Here is a 14,941-nt window from a genome sequence, read left to right as displayed (position 1 = left end):
CGAGGGAATTGCCTCCAAGTTACAGATCGCGATGCCAATACCACCTACGTACGAGTATTTGAAGCAATTTACTATTAAGCCTGAACAAGAAGGCGTAGTCTCAGATGCATCGGATGTAAAGTTCAGATGGCATCGAGGGTGCAAGTGATGGATAAAGCCAAACCGGTAGATCGAGCAACGGGATAGGTGATCTAGACAACTCGGTCGACAACACCCCTTTTCTATGATATGGTAGCAAGTAATTAGGCATTTCGTTCCCCGTGGGACGAGGTGCCTTCTCGCATATATAAAAGCTTTTTACATTAAATGTCTATCTGGAGGTGATGCAATGGTGCTCCTGATTTCCCCGCTGCGGGGGGAGAAATCCGTAGTTCATAATGGACGATCGATGGAGAGTGCACCCAAATAACGATAATCTGAGGAGTGTTGTTGAGATGAGAGTAAATTTACGAGTAGAAACGCGCGCTGCCATGAACAAAACCGGACTGAAGCAGCTCCGTCTTTCGGGACGAATTCCGGCAATTGTATTTGGCACAGGGGAAGATAATATGATGATTCAACTGTCCGCCAAAGAGTTCGGCAAATGGGCAAGGAACGGCAAAGGCGGAATCCTTGAGCTTCGTTTTGACGATCGGGAGCCGCTTCCGGTTTTGCTGGAGTCCGTTCAGCGTGATCCAATCACTCGTGAATACATTCATATCGACTTTTTACGCATCAATATAAATGAAGTTGTACGCACGAGAGTGAATCTCGATTACATCGGCACCGCCAAGGGAGCCAAACTTGGAGGCGTCGTCCAAATCCAAAGCACGTTCATCGAAATTGAGTCCTTTCCGGACCGTATTCCCGCCACCATTCCCGTCGAAATCAGCGAACTGGAGATCGGGAATTCTTTACATGTTGGGGATCTTAAACTGCCAGAAGGGGTCGTGCCGATCTCTTCGGCAAACGAACTGCTCGTGTCGGTGGTGACACCGAAAGTCCAGTCGGAACAACCAGAGGCTATGTAACTTCTGCTGCCGGCGATTGCCTACCCGATATTCATCGGGACGCGATCGCCGGCTTTTTGCGTATAACCTTGAACAGAATCCGGAACTTTCCATCAAGAGAGACTAGGCTTGGCCGTCATTGTTATTGTACACTCAAGTCATATGAAGTGCGGCCTGCCGATTATCCGGCAGTTATATACTAAGCCAATGAAGGAAGTGTCGAACCATGAATCTAGAATCCGTTATGTCGGAGCTTGAAGTACTCGGCAAGGAACGGCTCAAGAAAATGTACCTGTCCAATGGGGCGCATGAACCGCTCTTTGGCGTGGCGACAGGCGCCATGAAGCCGATTGCCAAGAAAATTAAAATCAATCAGCCTCTGGCTGAGCAGCTTTACGCCACCGGGAACTACGACGCCATGTACTTTGCCGGCATCATTGCAGACCCTAAAGCGATGACGGCAGCGGATTTTGATCGTTGGATGGATGCGGCCTATTTTTATATGCTGTCCGATTATGTGGTTGCCGTAACCTTGGCAGAGGCGGATATTGCGCAGCAGGTTGCCGATCAATGGATCGCAAGCGGCGAGGAGCTTAGAATGTCGGCGGGGTGGAGCTGTTACTGCTGGCTGCTCGGCAGCAGACCGGATCGGGAGTTCCCGGAAAGCAAAATCTCGGCCATGCTCGAACTGGTGGAAAAGACCATTCACGAGTCTCCGGACCGAACGAAATCCGCGATGAATAATTTCATGTACACCGCAGCTGTATCCTATTTACCGCTCCATGATAAGGCGGTTGAGACCGCAAATGCCGTAGGGCCGGTAGAAATGAAACGGGACAAAAAGAGCAAGTTCCTCAACGCTTCCGAAAATATTAGAAAAGAAGTCGAGAGAGGGAAGCTTGGTTTCAAACGTAAGTATGTAAGGTGTTAAACCATTCGTTAGTTTGAATTATCGAGCCCATCCCGACGAAGACGTGGACGAATTGGTTCGATCCGAGCTTGCATCCGAAGAGGATCGGAATGTTTCGATTGGGGCGCTGATAGGGAAGAGCAGAGAAGGCGGTTTTTAACTGCCTTCTTTTAAAGTTCCTTTTTTGGTAAAGAACCCTTTAACGAGAACGCTCCCGTGAACCAGACAGGCGCCCATGTTATACTGTGGTTGTTATTTTATCCGTTTCATTTAAGGGAGGATTGTCTTAACATGTGTTGCATCGCATTCATACGTATTCGTTAATGAGGGTACAGAACATCTAAATCCATCCATTTTCACGTAAAAATGCGAAGGATTATTTGGGCTGTGCCTTTTTCATTACTATACGAATGAATGAGGTGCTTTTTTGTGTTTAAATATAATAAAAATGATCGGGAAAAGTGGAAGAAAGTATCTAACTTTTCCGCTCAGCATCTATTAATCAGCAAAAGGCTGATTCATGATATGATCGATTTGGCCCAAATCCGCTCCACCGATACCGTTCTCGATATCGGAGCGGGGACAGGGGCATTAACCTTTCCGCTCGCAGAGAAAGCGGCACATGTGCTCGCGATCGAGACAGATCCGGGGTTTGTGGATAAACTGTTCAGCAAGATGAAAGATGGAAGCAACATTCGCGTCAAGCAATCTGATTTCCTGGAGGTTCCTCTTCCGAGAAGTCCCTTTGCCGTCGTGGCGAACATTCCGTATTCGATCACCACGCCGATCATGGCGAAGCTGCTGGAGCATCCCGGCGTGCCGCTGGAGCGAGCCGTGCTGCTTGTGGAAAAGGGCGCAGCCAAACGTTTTACGGCAGCACCTGTTCAGGATTCGCGTATCTTAAGCTGGAGGATGCATTATGAAATTCGGCTCGTGCGGACCGTATCGCCTCAACATTTTGCGCCGCCTCCCCAAGTGGATTCCGCTATTCTAGCCATCAACCGGAGGAAAAAGCCGCTCATTGCCACGCAGCATCAGTCGAAGTTCACAGCGCTGGCAGCCTACGGATTGCGGGACCCGCGGCTGCCGTTATTCGCGGCTTTATTGGGCGTGTTCACGCCTCCCCAGATTACGAAGCTGGTCCGAGTGCTGGGGGTGGATCGAGAGCTCCCTATCGGCAGGCTGAACGAAGAGCAGTGGGGAACCGTATTCCATACGATGCTCCAGCATGTGCCGTCGAATCGTTGGCCCAAACGTTCTGCAAGCTCCAAAGGCAAATTCAAGAAAAGAAAATAACACTTGATGGAGATCTCTATCGTTTCCAACACGTTCACTTTTAAAATATTCGCAAAAATCCGCTTGACCCTGACACTAGTGTCAGGGTTTACAATGAAATCGAATCGTTCATCTAGGAGGCGTAAAAGCATGAAAATCGGAGAACTTGCAGCCCGTACCGGCGTCAGCATCCGTTCGCTTCGATACTACGAACAGCAAGGATTGCTTACGCCGGTTCGCAACGAGAACGGATACCGGGAGTATTCGATGCTCGCAGAAGAACAGGTGCGCACCATCCAGTTATATTTGAATCTGGGATTGTCCACCGAGCAGATCGCCGGTTTCCTGCATTGCGTCTTGAAAAATAAAGAGGCGTTTTGCGCGGAGGTGTTCCCGATTTTTCGCCAAAAAATTGCTGAGATTGAGGCACAAATCCACCAGCTGAATCATATCAAAATGAATCTGGAGGAACGCATGCAATCGATTCTGGATGAACGAGAATCGGAAGAAGCGGAGGAATGCAAATGAGTTTACCACGAATAGATGCAGCCAGCTTTCAAAGCGCGATTAAACAGAATGGAGTCACGCTGGTTGAGTTTGGAGCCAAATGGTGCCCGCCGTGCAAGGTGCTGCTTCCCATTCTGGAAGAGCTGAGTCAGGAAGAAGCGGGTCGCCTGGAAGTCTATCAGGTGGATTGTGACGAATCCCCGGAGCTTGCCGCTCAATTTGGTATTATGTCCATGCCGACGGTGATCGTGTTTCATAACGGAGAACCGGCAGACAAATTGATCGGACTTCGGCCTAAGAGTGTGTATCAAGCGGCGCTAGGCCGTTATGTATCACAGAATTGAATATAGATGAATGAGCGAAAACGCCTCTGATGTTTCATGACACAGGGGCGTTTTCTATTGATGTAGAGGGCATTATGCGCCGTATATCGAATTCTTATACAGCAACCGTAATAAGCAGCCGAAGGAGATATTTTCATGAGATCAAGAAGGAAAATCGTTTCTCTTCTGACCATCATCGTACTAAGCTGTCTTGCCATGAGCTTGGTAGACGCGGTGATCCGTCCGGATTATGCCGTCAAATCCGCCATCAAAATCATTCTCTTTCTGACATTGCCGATTGGCTACGCCCTGATCGCCGGCGGGGTACCGTTTCGCAGGCTGTTCACCTTCGAGAAAAAGGGCCTCCTGATGTCCCTGCTGCTGGGATTCGGCGTATTCATTCTCATACTCGGCGGATATTTTTTGTTGAGTCCTTTATTGGATTTCACCAACGTAACAGGGGCTTTGCAGGACAATATGGGAGTGAATGCGGGCAATTTTGTGTTTGTAGCCCTTTACATATCGATTGCGAATTCACTGCTGGAGGAGTTCTTTTTCCGTGGCTTTGCCTTTTTCACGCTGAAAGAGCAGGTCGGACGACGGTTTGCTTATCTATTCAGTGCCGGGGCCTTTGCAGTGTACCATATAGCGATGATGTCCAGCTGGTTCTCCGTACGACTATTCCTGTTGTTAATCGCGGGTCTGGTTGTCGCGGGACTGCTGTTTAACTGGTTGAATGAGCGCAGCGGCAATATTTATGCGTCCTGGATGGTCCATATGTTTGCTAATCTTGCTATCAACACGATCGGATTTATGCTGTTCGGGATCATCTGATCATAGGATTTGTTTGCGGATAAATATATGCTTGGCAACGCGATGGAATTTTGAAGGAGGCGTTTTAATTGACAACAGAGATCTTTTTCTCAACCAAGCCCATCGGCCATGTAACGGATGAACAGCTTCAAACCATGCTGAACAGGCACCATCTAGGGAACCTCGTTTCTGCTGAGAAAACGTCTAAGGGAGTAGGAAATCAGACGTTGTTCATTCACTCGAGCAAAGGAAGCTATGTATTGAAGGGAAATCCCATTTATGAAGGGCAGTTCGCAGAAGAGAAATTTTATACGGACTCTTTGCAGGAATATACATCACTGCCTTTATCGACCCCATATCTGCTGGATGAATCCGGCGATATTTTCGGCTGGAGCTACGCGATCATGCCCCGTCTTCATGGCGTACATATGAATGATTCACCATTTAGAAAAGGGCTTGGTGCAGCGGATCGAATCGATATTGCCTCTTCAGCAGCCAACATGTTAAATGAAATGCACGGCTGGAAAGTGGAGCAGTATGGCGAGCTCGACCCGAAAACGCAAAGGATTCGCCCGTTTGAGGGATCTTATAAAGCGTGGCTCTACCATCGAATTCGGTTTTGGTTGCAGGATGCCAAACAATATTCCCAGATCACTCCAGCCGATACGGAATGGGTTGAAGGGGTGCTGCGTGACTCGGCGGATGCGTTCGATAAGCTTTGCTCACCCACTTTTGTTATGGGGGATTTCAAGGCAGACAATATGCTGGTAGCGTATGATACGGTTTGTCAGGAGTGGCGAATCAGCGGCATTTTTGATTTTACGACCGGATATTTTGGGGATGGAGTAGCGGATTTGCCCAAGATGGTGATTATGTATTGGGATTTCGAGGAACAGGAAGTAGCTCGGCATTTTATACAGATGTACTTACAGGGCTCTGCAATTAAGGAAGGCTTTGTTGATCGATTTAGGGTGCATATGCTCCATCAGCGTATATTGGATTGGGGATGTGCCAAAGCGATGGGTGCAGTCACTTGGGATCCGCAGCTTGCCTTTTCCGAATGGGCAAAAGATTATGTTTATGCAATGGACTACTTGAAATAATATATGCTTGTGGAATTCCGGATTGACCTTCACATGATGTGATGGTTTACAATGCGGTTAACCGAGTGAAAAAGGAGCTGCTTCGTGTGCATATTAGTGAATTGTCACGTACAACGGGCGTAAGTTTGCGTTCCTTGCGTTATTACGAGGAGAAGGAACTATTGTCTCCGGTTCGTCAGGATAACGGCTATCGTGAATATAGGGAGACGGATATTGAGCGGGTTCGGCTGATCCAGATGTATTTTAGCCTGGGATTGACGGTGAAGGAGATTATGAGTTTTTTCCAGTGCGCATTTGATGAGCAGCTCAAAATCGAATGTCTCCCGAATGCGGTTGAGGTGGGTAAGCGGAAGCTGGATGAAATCCAGCTGCAGATCGAGCTGCTGAAACAGGCGGAAATCCATTTGCAGGAGAACATTACGGCATGGGAAGCTATTTTAGACAAGGGGGATCGGGATCATGAACAAGGCTGACGGACAGGAAGTGAAGCGAGTTGCTATCGTGACGGGGGGCAACCGCGGAATTGGAAAAGAGATTGCAAGGCTGCTTGCTGCCAAAGGACTTCAAGTGATCATTACATCCCGGGACGAGGGGAAGGGGGGGTTAGCTGTCCAAGAATTGCTTGCGGACGGGCTCCATGTAAAGTTGCACGTGGCGGATGTCCATGAAATCAACGATGTGGCGCGGATGATGGAGCGAATACAGTCAGACTACGGCCGCCTTGATGTTCTGGTGAACAATGCCGGGATTATTTTGGACCGGGGGGTTTCTGTGCTGGAGGTAGAGGAGTCGGTGGTGCGCGCAACGCTGGAGACGAATTTTTTTGGTGCTTTGCGAATGACGCAGGCGTCGATTCCTCTGATGAAGCTAAATCATTACGGGCGTATCGTAAACATCTCTTCCGGTCTGGGAGCCTTCGAATTGATGCAGGCGGGTTACGGTTTAAAAGGGTCATCCTCGGCTTATCGCATCTCCAAAACGATGCTGAATGCGTTAACCTGCCTCGTTTCACAGGATGCAGCCGGTACCGGCATAAAGGTAAACGCGGTATGCCCGGGCCGGGTTCAGACCGATATGGGCGGGGCGGATGCTCCGTTAACCGTTGCCGAAGGGGCTGATACAGCTGTTTGGCTGGCGACGATGGAGGATGATGGACCGAGCGGGGAGTATTTTCGAGAGCGGCAGCGAATCGCTTGGTGATGTCGGGAAGTTTTCGCCATGCATGGGATGGCGTCTATTGTTTGATTTACCGATGATGACGCTGCTAATGATTAGCAGTATAAAAATACTCTGAAAAAGCCCCTTTTCGAAGATGCTGATGTATAATAATCGGTATCAGGAGGTGCAGAGTATGAGTGATATCAACATTTTTGGCCATCAGGCTTTGTTTGAACATGTCTACAAAAGTGCTCCAATTGGCATTGCCCTGGTTACGATAGATGGAAATTGGATCAGCGTAAATCCTGCGGCTTGCAAAATGTTTGGCTTCACGGCAGAAGAATTGATGGCACAGCCGGCAACCGATTATATTTATTCTGATTGCATTCACAATAAAGATAAGCTGTTTCAGTCTTTGGACGGGACGTCCTCAACCATTGCGGTGGAAAAACAATTCGTACATAGAGACGGCCATGGCATCTGGGCATCGATGCATGTTTCTCTAGTTCGTGACGAAAAGGATCAAACCCCTTTATTTTTCATTTCGCAAATTGTTGATATTACCAAAAGCAAGGTAGCCGAGCAAAAGCTCCAAGAGAGCATTGAACGCTACACTTCGCTGAAGAAGTATAACCATGATGCGATCATCTCCTTCAATCTGGAGGGAGGGATCATTAACGGGAACCAGATGGCAGAGCAGCTGACTGGTTTTAAAATTCCGGAGTTAATTGGAACCAAGATTTCGAATTTGATCGGTAAAGGTAATCTTGCCCGTATACTCTCTCCTACAGCCGATTTCGTTGCTGTCGAGAAAGCTATAAACGTTATCCATCACAAAGACGGACATACGGTTGAAGTACTCGCTACACTGGCACCCATTGTCATTCATAACAAGAATGTGGGTTTCTACATTATTGCCAAGGACATGACAGAGCAGAAGAGGCTCATCATCGAGAAGGAAGCAGCCGAGAAAACGAATAATGCCAAAAGCGAGTTTCTGGCGATGATGAGCCATGAGATCCGTACGCCGATGAATGGTGTGATCGGGATGACGGACCTGATACTTGAGACAGAGCTTGATGAGGAGCAGCGGGACTATGTACAGATCATTAAGAAAAGCGGGACAACCCTTCTGAACATCATCAATGATATTTTGGATTTTTCAAAAATCGAATCGGGCAGAACGGAGCTGATGGAGGAAACATTTAACTTAAGGACAGCTTTGTCCGAGACATTAAATCTGATTCTTCCGAAGGCGCTGGAGAAAAATATTGAGGTAACCACATCCGTTGCTTCGGACGTTCCGAATCAGGTTTACGGAGATGTGACGAAGCTGAGGCAGATCTTAATGAACCTGCTTAGTAATGCGATTAAATTTACGCCTAATGGTGCCGTCTCCATCTCTGTGCAGTGTGTCGAGAACGAGGAGAACTCGGCCCTTATCCAATTCTCCGTTACGGATACGGGTATAGGCGTGCCGAGTGAGAAGGTTGCGCAGCTATTTGAACCTTTTTATCAAGTGGACCACTATATGACCCGCCAGGTGGAAGGGACGGGGCTGGGGCTGGCGATCTGCAAAAAACTCGTTCAGTTGATGGGCGGAGATATCTGGTATGAGAAGAATCAGAACCAGCCGGGGTCTGTCTTTATGTTTACGGTTGATTTTTCGTTTAAGTCGAATGATGGCAATCAACAGGAGAATGGGGCCGTTCACGAGATTCACTCCTCAGGGAACGATCTGAAAATTTTGATTGCCGAGGATAATGAGGTGAATCAGTTAGTCCTGAAGAAAATGATTGAGAAGCTGGGATACAATTCGACCACCGTCCAGAATGGACTCGAGGCGGTTGAAGCCTTCGAGCGTAATTCGTATGACATCGTGTTCATGGACATTTCGATGCCCTTCATGGATGGAACGGAAGCGGCCCGGCTCATTAAAGAATCGGCATCGTCCGAAAAACAGCCCTATATCGTGGCGGTCACGGCCCATGCGATCAAGGGCGATCGCGAGAAATATTTAGGGATGGGCATGGATGAGTATGTAAGCAAGCCTGTCAGCATGAATGTGATCTCGGCCATTATCGATAAGTATCTGGCTGAGCGAGATAGGTCTCAAGCCTAAACAGATGAAAGCTCAAGTGATGTCACTTGAGCTTTTGTTCATTTCACTGCTGAATAAATAGGAACTAAACAGCATGCAGCTGCTTATCTGCCGTTACCGTGACTGGAGGTCGTAGGAGGGGAATGCAAAACGGCCTGCGGGAAGGTTCCGGCAGGCCGTTCATGTTATATATGGTGTCCTAAGAGGCGTTACCGATTACGGCGCTTCCGCTTTTCGTCAGGTTGTAGGTGATGACCTCACCGCTCCAGAAATGGAACTTGAGGATCACTTCCCCGTCTCTGACCTCATTAAAAAAGGTAGGCTTGAGCTTGATTTCACCTGTCGCGTAGGATGGGGAAAACGTATACTCAAACTCCTTGAAGGAGGTCCAGTCCTGCGGTCCTGCATTGCCTCCCGTCGCGTATACCGCCTCCATCGTGGCTAACTGGTCTCCGTTGAATGTCGCGGGAATGCTGAACGAATCCGTTGTACCCTGCGTGCTGCGCAGAACAGGTTTATCATTGAAGATGACCCTGAAATTCCAGTCTGCCCCGCGGTTGAATTTGGCCGTCAATACAGCATTCACGCCGAATTGGCCGGAAGAAGTCAGTCTGGACAGCAGGCTGGATGTAAACGTAATCGCATTTCCGTTAAGCGTATAATCCTGCCCGGCGACTAGCCGTTGTCCATTTGTCCGGACTTCGGTTAACGTGTTGCCGTTTAAGTTCAAAGGGATGCTTTTATCCTGGACGGCAGCTCCTTTCTTCACAAAAACCAGATCGGTGTCAGCCGTGGAAGAGCGCCCGCTCCAGCCTGCCTTCATGATGTTGTACAGCTCCGGGTCGGACCAGGTAAAAGCGGTTCGCTTAAAGTGCTGACCGTTGTCCCATAACATATGGGTAATGTTCTTCTGTTTCAGATAATAGGTTAGATATTCGAAGAATTTCAGTTTCTCCCCCTGCTCAATGACTCCGGTGCTCTGATCGAAGCCAAGAAGTCCGTATTCACCCAGGATGACAGGAATCCCTCTGGCGATAAAGGTGTTATACACATGGTTAAACGTTTGATCGATATCGTTCCGGGTATCCGTCTCAAAACGGGTATAACCCGCGATGTTCACACTGAACGGCCAAAATCCATAATAGTGGACTGTGGCAATAAGATTGGTGTCATTCAGCTTGGTCATGGTGTTGTACAGCTCATTCATTCTGGTCTGAGTCGGTGATGCTTCCAAGGTAGATAGCACCAACGGTCGAGTGGCGTTACGCGCTCCAGAGCCGCGGACGATCCGATGGAACGACGTATGAAGTTCATCCAGCATCTGAAAGGCTTTAGACTCGTCGGTGGTCCCGCCATCCGAGAAGCGGGGTTCATTAACGCTTTCAAACATCAGTTTGTTGGAATGCTTCCGGAAGCGTTGGGCAACTTGAGTCCACACGGCGTTGTACTTGGCAACGACCTCGCTGCGGTTGTTCTCCATATGGCTGATCCACAGCCAGGAATCGTGATGGGCATTGATCATGACGTACAGATCGGCGTCCAGCGCCCAATCGACAACCTCCTCGACCCGGTCCATGTAAGCAGCGTCGATGGTATAGTTCGGCCCGCTTCCGATATGGTTGCTCCAGGTTACCGGAATGCGGATGCTTTTATAACCCTGTGCCGCGATTTGTTCGATCAGGGCTTTGGTGATGCGCGGATTTCCCCATGCTGTTTCGTCAACCCCAACGGCATCCAGCGAATTGCCAAGGTTCCAGCCGGGCTGCATATCATTGACGTAGGCTTGGGGACCACTGCTAAAAGGTCTTGCATGTTCTTTTTTTGCTGCGGATGCGGAAGATGGGAATAGCGAGATGACCACAGCAGCGATGAGGGCCAAGAAACATAGGGATCGCTTATTCAGATTTATCATTAGCATCTCCTTTGTCATGAAATTATAAAGTGATGGTTTAACTAGAGTGACTCCGTGTGAGGTATCTATCGGTTGTTGAGGTTCTAGCTGTCATGAGCGGATTTTAAGGGTAAACATTCACCTCCAATCGTTTATTGAAAGCGCTTTCTAATTTATAAATTATCATATTTTTCCATATATAACTACCCGGATAATTCATCCTAAAATCATGTGAAAATTAGTTATAAGATACAGGTAGTTCCAGAATGGGGCTTGATGGAGGAAGGGATAAAAAAAGAGCTGTGCCTCATGGTCAAATTTGACCGGAGGAACAGCTCTTTATGTTAGAGATGATTGATATGTTACCTTCGACTAAGGTTTTTTAATTAAAACAATTGTTTTGGATGCTTCGGATAAAGGTGTTGCGGATGGAGCACTCGAAGCGATTTTCTTATCTTTGGACAGTACGGACAGGACATATACGGCGTAATCCGTATTGTCTTTAATGTCTTTACCGAAGGCATCTTTAGTAGGGATATCAATCAGGGTCGAGATATCTTTGCCATCGGGTTTTATTGTTGCGTTCTTATCCTCTTTGGCAGCGGCGTCCGCTGCTGCTTTAAGATTGAAGGTCTTGATGTTATCTTTCTCTACAAATAATAGGCGGTAAGCCGTAATGCTGCGCTCATCGATTGCCCTCTTGAAATCGACTTGAAGCTTCCCGCTTGCATCCAGCTTGGCTGTAACGCCCGTTGCTCGGGTCGGGTTCGGGATTTCGAACTCCGAAGAAGAATTGGAGATGTTGTTGTTGGTAGAAACTGTGCCATCAGCTACAGCAAGGATGTAAACTCTATATTTCGTACCAGTTACGATAGCTGCACCGTTCACGTCTGCTAAACCTGCGGACAATTTGTGCTCGATTCTGTTAGGAGATGGACCTACCTTCGTATACAAATGTTCTTTGGTGATTTTGTTGGCATCGTCTAATCCAAAACTCTGGTTAGCCGGTACCACCATGATTCGGTATTCTTTAACACTTCCTGATGAAGGATTGAATTTGACAACAATGTCGCTGCTGTTACCGTTGGTGCTTTCAATCCCGGCATACACATCCGAAGGAACCGTTACAGCGGTACCTGTAAGCTTAATCGGCGCAGATGGTGCCGACAGGGCACTGTTTATTGTACCATTGTTGCTTACGGACAATACGAATACTTGATAGTCCACCAAATTACGAATCGGCTGACCTTCGACGTCGTTTATTCCAGATCTCAGAACGTTATCGAAAATGCTGCCGACCGGTACACTATCGTAGTTGCCAGAACGTACACTATTAGCTTGATTTAAATTAAAGTTAGCAGCGTTGCCTTGTTTCACGACCATGATCCGATACTCTCTAATGTTGGTTTCATTGGCAGCCTTGGTAAACGATACTTTCAAGTCGCTTGCGTTATTATTGTCGCCTGCATCAGCAGCCGTAACGCCCTTTACCGCTTCTACCTGGGTCACGCCTTGAATGGTAACGGCATTAGAAACCGATGAAAGAGCATTGCTGTAATTCGAATAGCTGTTGCCTCTAGATAAGACGTACACGCGGTAGCTTGAACCTCTTTGAATGAGATCCCCATCGCTATCCCGGGTTGTGTTGGCCAAATCCCGAGTGATGGCGCCGCCGGTTTTGTTAACCGTGGTGTAATACGCGTTGTTGTAAGCTTGCGACACGTTCAGGCTTTTGTTTGATTTCACGACGAGAATCCGGTAATGATCGATGTAGCTTTCGCCATAAGCGGGACTGAAGGCGACTCTCAGATCGCTTCCGTTTCCATTGTTGCCGTTCAGTGTCAAAGTTGGCGTAGAAACAGGGTTTACGTTCTGATTGTTGTTCCCAAGCGTAATGGATGCATAATCGGACAATGCACTGTTATTGCCCGAATATCCTACCGATAGGACATATACGCGATAGCTGACGCCATTGCGAATCAGCTGTCCGTCGATATCGCGGCTGCCGGAATTCAGTACTTGCGTCATGTAATTGCTGCTGCTGTTGTTTTTGCTGATTTGCGTATAATAATAGCTGTTTAAGTTGGTTGCTCTGTACAGGTCAAAATAACTATCGGATGATTTTACGACGAATACCTGGTAATGGCTAATATTCGATTGATCGGACGGACGATAGAATGACACCTGCAGGTCACGTCCGTCATTGTAGTTGTTCACGTCGGTAACGGACAGACTGGTAACCGCGCCAACATTGTAGCTGGAACTCAAGATAATGGAGCTCGAAGGAGCAGACAGCACGTTGTTATTGGAGTTGTTGCTGTCCACGGCCATGACGAATACGCGATAGTATACGCCGTTGCGAATCGTTGCTCCATCCACGTCTCTAGCGCCCGATGACAGCGTCAGGTTAGTGATGTTGTTGCCGGTTTTGTTGACATGGGTATAGTAATTATAGCTGGAAGCTGTATTGGCTTTGCTTAAGTTGAAGCTGTTATAATTGCTGTCCTTTACGACAAAGACACGATAAGAGTGGATGTTGGATTCGTTGGAAACCTTGTTAAAGCTTACGCGAAGATCGCGGCCATCACCAGCATCACCGATATCCGTCACCTGCGTAATGAAAGGTACCGTTGAATTACCCGTGCTGAGGGTGATGGAAGACGAACCTGAAGACAGGTTGCTTGCAAGCACGCTCTCATTGCTGCTCACAGACTGGACGAACACGGTGTAAGCGACTCCGCTCCGGATGAGCTCGCCTGACGTATCGCGAGCGGAAGAACTCAGCGTCGTGGACAGCGTTGTATTCGTCGTACTGGTTTTGCTCACCGTCGTGTAATTTTGGCTTTGAACAGATTTGGCAGCCGCCAGATTAAACTTGGCAGCATCCTTCGTTTTTACCGCAAACACGCGATAGTTGGTTACATTGCTCTCATTCTGAGCACGCGTGAAGCTGACCTGCAGATCACGGCCATCGCCGTAGTCGCTCACATCGCTCGCTTTCACGTTGGTTGCTCCGTTCACCGAATTGGTGTTGGTCAGCGTCAATGACGGCGAAGCCGAGGAAAGGGCATATGTGCCACCTGTTTTGCTGACTGCCAATACGTAGGCTTTATAAGCCTGGTTATCGCGGATCGGGTCGTTATCCACATCTCTTGAGCCCGACGTGAGGGTCAGCGTCGGATCCGAGCCGGACGGGTACACCGATGTGTAAGCTGCGGAGGACACGCGCTGTGCCTCTGATTGGTTTAACGTCTTGGACTGCTTCACAATCAGCACGCGGTAATGTGAAATTAAAGATTCGGTCGACGATTTGGAGAAGCTGACCTGCAGATCGCGGCCGTCGCCGGCATTGCCGATGTCCCGAAGAGTCACATAATTCACCGGTACGATGCCGGTATTATTTCCGCCGCCGCCTGAATTGTTCGTTGTTTTGACGGTGACCGTTTTCGTTTTGGAATTCCAGCCGATTTTTTGGCCGAGGGCTTCACTTACAAAGCGTACCGGCACCATGGTATTGCCTTTTAGGTTTTTCGCTGGAACATCCAGCGCTACCGTCTTGTTATTGATGGTGGCCGTCTTGGAGTTGATTTTTAGAATGACGGTTGTGCCATCCTTGGTCGCTGTGACGGTTTTCGTTTTTTGATTCCATTTGACCGATGCATCCAAGGCTTCGAAAATGGATCTCATCGGAAGCATGACCCGTCCTTGAATCATGACAGGTGCTTGAGGCGTATACAGCTTGACGCCGTCAATCAAGACGCTGATGTTCACTGCCGCCTGTGCCTGCGATTGGAATGTCATGGGGATTAACAGTATAGCTGCTAGCAAGGCAGTCCATATTCTTTTCACACACTCAACCTCCTGGAATTTA

The 14,941-nt window shown here is 48.2% G+C and carries 13 protein-coding genes; 11 read left to right on the top strand and 2 right to left on the bottom strand.

The genetic code is table 11. The features are described from left to right. The first annotated feature begins 434 nt into the window (after positions 1 to 434). The 11 genes from ACETK5_RS25310 (at position 435) to ACETK5_RS25260 (ending at position 9,200) form a co-directional block, all read left to right on the top strand. Positions 435 to 1,010 carry a 50S ribosomal protein L25 gene (locus ACETK5_RS25310; RefSeq protein ID WP_100540656.1) on the top strand — a complete coding sequence of 192 codons (576 nt, stop codon included), beginning with the start codon at positions 435 to 437 and terminating at the stop codon, positions 1,008 to 1,010. A 205-nt stretch (positions 1,011 to 1,215) separates the two neighbouring features. After that, a complete protein-coding gene (locus tag ACETK5_RS25305; protein ID WP_394058560.1) occupies positions 1,216 to 1,920 on the top strand; it encodes a DNA alkylation repair protein in 705 nt (234 codons plus the stop codon). Positions 1,921 to 1,933: 13 nt separating this feature from the next. Next, on the top strand, positions 1,934 to 2,059 hold the full coding sequence (locus ACETK5_RS25300; RefSeq protein ID WP_394058559.1) for a hypothetical protein: 126 nt from the start codon (positions 1,934 to 1,936) through the stop codon (positions 2,057 to 2,059). 269 nt (positions 2,060 to 2,328) lie between these two features. Continuing rightward, the gene (erm, locus tag ACETK5_RS25295; RefSeq protein WP_394058557.1) at positions 2,329 to 3,195 is read left to right on the top strand and encodes a 23S ribosomal RNA methyltransferase Erm; all 867 of its coding nucleotides are present in this window, start codon (positions 2,329 to 2,331) and stop codon (positions 3,193 to 3,195) included. A 129-nt stretch (positions 3,196 to 3,324) separates the two neighbouring features. Then, complete coding sequence (locus ACETK5_RS25290; RefSeq protein ID WP_100540659.1) at positions 3,325 to 3,702, top strand: MerR family transcriptional regulator; 378 nt, start codon at positions 3,325 to 3,327, stop codon at positions 3,700 to 3,702. Next, the gene (locus tag ACETK5_RS25285; protein WP_100540660.1) at positions 3,699 to 4,025 is read left to right on the top strand and encodes a thioredoxin family protein; all 327 of its coding nucleotides are present in this window, start codon (positions 3,699 to 3,701) and stop codon (positions 4,023 to 4,025) included. Before ACETK5_RS25290 ends, ACETK5_RS25285 begins: the two co-directional genes overlap by 4 nt. A 135-nt stretch (positions 4,026 to 4,160) precedes the next feature. Next, positions 4,161 to 4,838 (top strand): CPBP family intramembrane glutamic endopeptidase, encoded by a 678-nt coding sequence (locus ACETK5_RS25280; RefSeq protein ID WP_394058554.1) that lies wholly within the window; start codon positions 4,161 to 4,163, stop codon positions 4,836 to 4,838. A 68-nt stretch (positions 4,839 to 4,906) separates the two neighbouring features. After that, entirely contained in the window at positions 4,907 to 5,920 is a 1,014-nt protein-coding gene (locus tag ACETK5_RS25275; protein WP_394058552.1) for a phosphotransferase family protein, read from the top strand. A gap of 86 nt (positions 5,921 to 6,006) precedes the next feature. After that, positions 6,007 to 6,393 (top strand): MerR family transcriptional regulator, encoded by a 387-nt coding sequence (locus ACETK5_RS25270; protein WP_100540663.1) that lies wholly within the window; start codon positions 6,007 to 6,009, stop codon positions 6,391 to 6,393. After that, the gene (locus ACETK5_RS25265; protein WP_394058550.1) at positions 6,380 to 7,120 is read left to right on the top strand and encodes an SDR family oxidoreductase; all 741 of its coding nucleotides are present in this window, start codon (positions 6,380 to 6,382) and stop codon (positions 7,118 to 7,120) included. The genes ACETK5_RS25270 and ACETK5_RS25265 overlap by 14 nt, the downstream gene beginning before the upstream one ends. A 151-nt stretch (positions 7,121 to 7,271) precedes the next feature. Beyond that, positions 7,272 to 9,200 (top strand): PAS domain S-box protein, encoded by a 1,929-nt coding sequence (locus ACETK5_RS25260; protein WP_394058548.1) that lies wholly within the window; start codon positions 7,272 to 7,274, stop codon positions 9,198 to 9,200. Positions 9,201 to 9,378: 178 nt separating this feature from the next. Here ACETK5_RS25260 and ACETK5_RS25255 read toward each other — a convergent pair whose 3' ends face one another. Next, positions 9,379 to 11,091 carry a cellulase family glycosylhydrolase gene (locus ACETK5_RS25255; protein ID WP_394058546.1) on the bottom strand — a complete coding sequence of 571 codons (1,713 nt, stop codon included), beginning with the start codon at positions 11,089 to 11,091 and terminating at the stop codon, positions 9,379 to 9,381. A gap of 351 nt (positions 11,092 to 11,442) precedes the next feature. After that, complete coding sequence (locus ACETK5_RS25250; protein WP_394058544.1) at positions 11,443 to 14,919, bottom strand: stalk domain-containing protein; 3,477 nt, start codon at positions 14,917 to 14,919, stop codon at positions 11,443 to 11,445. Positions 14,920 to 14,941 lie beyond the last annotated feature (22 nt).

Origin of the sequence: Paenibacillus ilasis (assembly GCF_043195395.1) — a bacterium.
In the GTDB taxonomy this organism is placed as follows: Bacteria; Bacillota; Bacilli; order Paenibacillales; family Paenibacillaceae; genus Paenibacillus_AQ; species Paenibacillus_AQ lautus.
This window is presented reverse-complemented; position numbering and strand designations above follow the sequence as displayed.

Coding starts and splice junctions, on each gene's coding strand:
- ACETK5_RS25285 (WP_100540660.1), top strand. CDS start 3,699: ATGAGTTTACCACGAATAGATGCAGCCAGCTTTCAAAGCGCGATTAAA.
- ACETK5_RS25290 (WP_100540659.1), top strand. CDS start 3,325: ATGAAAATCGGAGAACTTGCAGCCCGTACCGGCGTCAGCATCCGTTCG.
- ACETK5_RS25260 (WP_394058548.1), top strand. CDS start 7,272: ATGAGTGATATCAACATTTTTGGCCATCAGGCTTTGTTTGAACATGTC.
- ACETK5_RS25255 (WP_394058546.1), bottom strand. CDS start 11,091: ATGATAAATCTGAATAAGCGATCCCTATGTTTCTTGGCCCTCATCGCT.
- ACETK5_RS25265 (WP_394058550.1), top strand. CDS start 6,380: ATGAACAAGGCTGACGGACAGGAAGTGAAGCGAGTTGCTATCGTGACG.
- ACETK5_RS25305 (WP_394058560.1), top strand. CDS start 1,216: ATGAATCTAGAATCCGTTATGTCGGAGCTTGAAGTACTCGGCAAGGAA.
- ACETK5_RS25310 (WP_100540656.1), top strand. CDS start 435: ATGAGAGTAAATTTACGAGTAGAAACGCGCGCTGCCATGAACAAAACC.
- ACETK5_RS25280 (WP_394058554.1), top strand. CDS start 4,161: ATGAGATCAAGAAGGAAAATCGTTTCTCTTCTGACCATCATCGTACTA.